The organism is Streptomyces sp. NPDC055749 (assembly GCF_053617235.1).
Window position 1 is genome coordinate 48,317 of sequence record NZ_JBSHFH010000053.1, and the last position, 4,370, is coordinate 52,686.

The following is a 4,370-nucleotide window of genomic DNA, read 5'->3' on the forward strand; positions in this document are numbered from 1 at the left end:
CCGACACACCCCCCCATCCCCCCTGTGGGGCGCCCGGCGTTTCCCCCGCCCCCCCCCCGGGCACCCCCATCCGGTCTACCCGGGGGGGGGGCGGGGTGGTGTGCCCCCCCCCCCCACCGAAAGGGGTGAACCGTCGTAACTTTCCCGCCCCGGTAGCGTTCTGTCGCGCTAAGGAGCCGTGAAGTTACGCACGGTCAGGCTGCGGCCAGCTCCTTGCGGGCCTCTCTGCGCACTGCGGCGAGCAGCGGATCGAGCGCGGAGCGAGGACACCGGGTCCTGGAAGACCACCTGGAGGTCCGCCGGTCAATTACCGGGATGTGCCCAGGGGTTGGGCCGGCACTTGATGCCTTCGATGTCCAGCGACTTGGTCTGCTGCTGCATCACGGGGGCCAGTGCGCCGGGCGTCCGGCAGCTCACGTGCCCGTACCCCAGCCGGTGGCCGACCTCGTGGTTGATGAGCATCTGACGGTAGGCCAGGAGTTTCTCCGGGCCGAAGGTCGACGAACCCTGGGCCCAGCGGTAGGCATTGATCATGACGCGTTCGGTAGAGGCCGAATCGCAGGAGACATTGTCCTGAGTCGTGTCGAGCCCCGATTTCGCGCACCAGACTCCGGTGGTCCCCGGGCTGGCCAGGGTGATCACGAAATCGGCCTTTCCCGACGAGATCCGCTCGAACGTCATGGCACCGTTGTGTGCCCAACTGCGGTCGTCGTTCAGCGTCTTCTGAACGGCGTCGGCGAATAGCGCGCCGTCCAGGGCGAGACCCTTTTCGACATCGATCCGGTAGCTGTGCTTGGTTCCCTTGCCCGGCGCTTTCGCCAGTCCCGGAACCGCCTCGAATTCCCCGGTGGCCTTCAGCTCGGGAGCGAGCGGATAGGGCTTCGCCATCTTCTGCTCGTACGAGAGCGGCTTGACCTTGGCCACCTTCGGCTGCGGCGTCGGCCGGGTATCGGAGCGGGAGGTGTCCTGGGTGCCCTCGCGGTCCACTCCGGCGGCCCGTGAGGCGCTGCCGGGGTCGTCGGTGTCCTGGGCGACCTGTCCGGCCACCACGACGGCGAGCACGGTGGTGACCGCTGCGGCGGCGATCCCGGTGAAGGTGCGCCCCTTGCCGCCCTTGCCGGATGCGGGACCGTCGGCATCGTCGGCGCCGCCATCGGGCGGCTGTTGGTCGTCCCAGTGGGTGACCGAGTCGTACGGATCGGTGGGCGGCGGGGAGGCGGGCGACGCACCGTCGAACGCGTCGACGAATTCCCGTCGGGGCCCCGGAAGCATCGGGCCCTCGGTCACCCCGGGCCGCATCTCCGAGCGCCGGTCGGCAGCGCGCTGCGCCGCCTCCTGGGCCGACACCTGCCGGGCCACCGCCTGCTGGGCGGACGCATGTGGTGCGGGGTTCTGCTGTGCGGGGGTCTGCTGTACGGGAGTCTGCCCCGTGTCGAACATCTGCGGCGGCGCCCCTCGCGGCGCCCCGCCGCGGGCCGCTCCGGCGAATCCCGCGGGCCCGGGGGGTCCTGCCTGCCCCGGCCGGGCCTGCCGCCCGGTGCCCTGCCAGTCGCCGTACCGCTGCTGCGGCCCGGTTCCCCAGCCGCCGCCGGCCTCACGCTGTTCGGGATGGCCGCCGCGCACCTGCGGCATGCCGTGGAAGGGGGTGTGTCCTTCACCACCGGGCGGCGTGGCGGCTGCGCGCCTGCGCCGTCCGTTGCCGGCCCCGGACGGGGTCGCCCCCGCCGGAGCGGCCCCTGACGGGCCCGTCCCGGGATCGCCGCCCGTGCTCGCGGCGCTCGCGCTCCCCTGGCTCTTGGCCTCGGGGCCCTTTCGGCTATGTCGTCCCACGCCCCGGATCAGCTCCCGCCGCATTCGTCGAGCAGATCCCGGAACGCCTGGGCGACCGTCTCCGGGTACTCCATCATCGCCACGTGCCCGGCCTCGGGCAGTGTCAGCAGCCTGGCGTCGCGAAATGCCGCGGACGCCCTGCGTGCCATCCGGTACGAGACGAGCTGGTCCCGTCCGCCGTACACGAGCTGGGTCGGTGCGAGCACCCGCTCGGCCTGGCGCCACAACCCCTGCTGTCCGCCCAGTGTGTAGGCATCGACGATGCCACGGGCCGACCGCGTCATGGCGTCCCAGAAGTACGGCAGCTCCAGTCGGCGCTCCATTTCCGCCACCGCGTGGCGGAACCCTTCTTCGGAGACCCGTGCCGGATCGCCGTAACAGAGTGCCATGACCCCACGCGTGCGCTGCTCGGCGGTCCACTCCTTGGTGAGCCGGGAGAAGAGGGACGCGACCCCCGGGAGGGCCAGCAGCGCGGTCGGCACGGCGGACCGCTGCACCCGGAGCTCCGGCAGCGCGGGCGAGATCAGTGTGAGAGTGCGCACCAGGTCGGGGCGCACGGCAGCGACCCTGGTGGCGACCGCGCCGCCCAGGGAATTACCGAAGAGGTGGACAGGACCGCGGTCCCGCGCGTCGATCAGCCGGATCACCGCGCGCGCGTGTCCGGTCAGCGAGTAGTTGCCGTCGTCCGGCGGCGGCGAGTCCCCGAAGCCGGGCAGGTCCAGCGCCTCGCTCTCGACCACGTCCTCCAGCAGCGGCATCAGCGCCGACCAGTTCTGGGACGAGCCGCCGAGCCCGTGGACGTAGAGGGCGGGGGCGAGCCCCGTACGCAGCGGCGGCCGGGAGCGGACGTTCAGGGTGAGGCCCGCCAGCGTGACGGAGCTCAGCCTCTCCCCCTCCGCGACCCTGACGGCACTGACCGTGGGGGCCACCGCTGCGGCGGCGGCGCGGGTACCCGGCAGCTCGGTCGAAGACATGCGGCAATGTTACGAGACGATCACGCGCCGGTTCGTGTGTTCGCCGTCACAGACCGCGTAGCGCCTCCGCACGGTTGCTCCTACGCTTCAAGGGAAGGAAGGAAGCCACCATGACGGTCGACCCCAGCGACCCGGACACATTCGAGGACATCCAGCCCGACGAACCGGACCAGGAGACCCCCGATGCCGATGCCGCGGAGCAGCAGGCGGATGTCCAGCAGCGGCGCGACGACCCGCTGACGAGCATCGACCGGGAGCGGGCGAACGAGGCGGATGCGGCGGAGCAGGCCCGCGTTGTCGCCCAGGACGAAGACGATTACCGGTAATACGCCCCGCTTTGTTCTCGGACTCCGTTCATCTGTGGCTATCGCACTCGTCCGGTCCGTGAAATTCTGCGTCCGCGCCGCGCATACCCGGGTTACCCAAAAGTACGATGGCCGCACGGCGCGGCGTGCACGGAACAGCTGTGCTTGAACACAATTTTGGGAGGCGGCGTGACAGCCATCGAGCAGACAGAGGCAGCGCGCCCGCGGGGCACTCGCCTGCCCCGCCGTGCCCGACGCAATCAGTTGCTGGGCGCCGCGCAGGAGGTCTTCGTCGCGCAGGGCTACCACTCCGCCGCGATGGACGACATCGCCGAGCGGGCGGGCGTCAGCAAGCCGGTGCTCTACCAGCACTTCCCGGGCAAGCTGGATCTCTATCTGGCGCTGCTCGACCAGCACTGCGAGGCGCTGCTCCAGGCGGTGCGTACGGCGCTGGCCTCGACGACGGACAACAAACTGCGCGTCGAGGCGACGATGGACGCCTACTTCGCGTACGTGGAGGACGAGGGCGGGGCCTTCCGGCTGGTCTTCGAGTCCGACCTGACGAACGAGCCCGCGGTACGGGAACGGGTCGACCGGGTCTCGCTCCAGTGCGCCGAGGCCATCTCCGACGTCATCGCCGGTGACACGGGACTGTCCAAGGACGAGTCCATGCTGCTCGCTGTAGGCCTCGGCGGTGTCTCCCAGGTGGTGGCCCGCTACTGGCTCTCCAGCGGCTCCAGCATCCCCCGCGACACGGCCGTACAGCTCCTGACCTCGCTCGCCTGGCGGGGCATCGCGGGATTCCCGCTGCACGGCACGGATCAGCACTGACGTTCGGCGGGCGGTCCCGGACCCGCGTGTACCACCTCCGGTGTTCGCTGCGGGCGTTGCCGGTCGGGCCGTGACCGCCCCCCTCACCGGGCTAATGTGTGCTGCGTACGGCGCGGTTCAACGCGCAGGGACTGACCGTCGGAGGGACATAGCCGTGGAGGTCAAGATCGGGGTGCAGCACACGCCCCGGGAGATCGTTCTGGAGAGCGGGCTTTCCGCCGAAAAGGTCGAGAGCGCGGTTGCCGAGGCGCTCTCCGGCAAGGCGCAGCTGCTCAGCCTCACGGACGACAAGGGCCGCAAGGTTCTCGTGCCGGCCGACCGGATCGCGTACGTGGAGATCGGCGAGCCCAGCACCCGGCGTGTGGGGTTCGGCGCGCTCTAGGCGCGACGCAGCGGACAGAAGGAGCGGCCCGGCGGATATCCGCCGGGC

Annotated in this window: 5 protein-coding genes; 3 read left to right on the forward strand and 2 right to left on the reverse strand. The window is 70.9% G+C overall.

Annotation, left to right across the window (positions count from 1 at the left end):
• Positions 1-303: 303 nt before the first annotated feature.
• Both ACWGO0_RS30225 and ACWGO0_RS30230 read right to left on the reverse strand, forming a co-directional pair.
• Positions 304-1,830 carry a DUF3152 domain-containing protein gene (locus ACWGO0_RS30225; RefSeq protein WP_453542011.1) on the reverse strand — a complete coding sequence of 509 codons (1,527 nt, stop codon included), beginning with the start codon at positions 1,828-1,830 and terminating at the stop codon, positions 304-306.
• Positions 1,831-1,838: 8 nt separating this feature from the next.
• Positions 1,839-2,804, reverse strand: coding sequence for an alpha/beta fold hydrolase (locus tag ACWGO0_RS30230; protein ID WP_453542014.1), 966 nt, complete (start codon positions 2,802-2,804; stop codon positions 1,839-1,841).
• Between the two features lie 110 nt (positions 2,805-2,914).
• On the opposite strand from ACWGO0_RS30230, the gene ACWGO0_RS30235 reads away from it, so the two are divergent.
• The 3 genes from ACWGO0_RS30235 (at position 2,915) to ACWGO0_RS30245 (ending at position 4,322) form a co-directional block, all read left to right on the forward strand.
• Positions 2,915-3,130 carry a hypothetical protein gene (locus ACWGO0_RS30235; protein WP_453542017.1) on the forward strand — a complete coding sequence of 72 codons (216 nt, stop codon included), beginning with the start codon at positions 2,915-2,917 and terminating at the stop codon, positions 3,128-3,130.
• Between the two features lie 168 nt (positions 3,131-3,298).
• Positions 3,299-3,940 (forward strand): TetR/AcrR family transcriptional regulator, encoded by a 642-nt coding sequence (locus ACWGO0_RS30240; RefSeq protein WP_453542020.1) that lies wholly within the window; start codon positions 3,299-3,301, stop codon positions 3,938-3,940.
• Between the two features lie 154 nt (positions 3,941-4,094).
• Positions 4,095-4,322, forward strand: coding sequence for a DUF3107 domain-containing protein (locus ACWGO0_RS30245; protein ID WP_328905704.1), 228 nt, complete (start codon positions 4,095-4,097; stop codon positions 4,320-4,322).
• Positions 4,323-4,370: the final 48 nt, after the last annotated feature.